Origin of the sequence: Acidovorax sp. (assembly GCF_046291265.1) — a bacterium.
Lineage (GTDB): Bacteria > Pseudomonadota > Gammaproteobacteria > Burkholderiales > Burkholderiaceae_C > Acidovorax.
Genome location: NZ_JBKBTV010000205.1, coordinates 1 through 508, shown reverse-complemented (window position 1 = coordinate 508; position 508 = coordinate 1). Strand labels below are relative to the sequence as shown.

Here is a 508-nt window from a genome sequence, read left to right as displayed (position 1 = left end):
CGGTCGTAAATGGCCTGGCGAAGTCCTGCGGCTAGCCATGCTGATGACCCACTATCGCGAGCCGATTGATTTCACGGTCAAGCGGCTGGAAGAGGCGGTAAACCTTTTGGAGAAGTGGGAACGCGCGGCCGGTGATGCCGAGCCGACGCCTGAACCTGCGGACGAGCTTCTTGATCGCCTGACTGAAGATTTTGATACACCTGGCGCAATTTCGCGCATCCACGCACTGATCCTTGATGAAGGACGGCCTGCAGACGGTCTTGCGCTTGCTCAGCTCATGGGCATCGGCATCAAGCGACAGATCAGAGTTGATAGTGATGTCGCCGATAAAATCGCCGCCCGCCTCGCTGCACTCAACGCCAAGGACTTCGCCGAGGCCGACCGCATCCGCAATGAACTGGCGGAACAGGGCATCGCGCTGATGGACTACAAGGACGAAACCGGACAGCGCGCCACCAAATGGGAAGTGAAGCGGTAAATGTCTGCGCAAGCGGCTAAAACCCCCTCA

The 508-nt window shown here is 58.5% G+C and carries 1 pseudogene; it reads left to right on the top strand.

What is annotated here, in order from left to right:
- Positions 1 to 478: pseudogene (locus ACK41V_RS23910) on the top strand (hypothetical protein); the annotation flags it as partial.
- Positions 479 to 508: the final 30 nt, after the last annotated feature.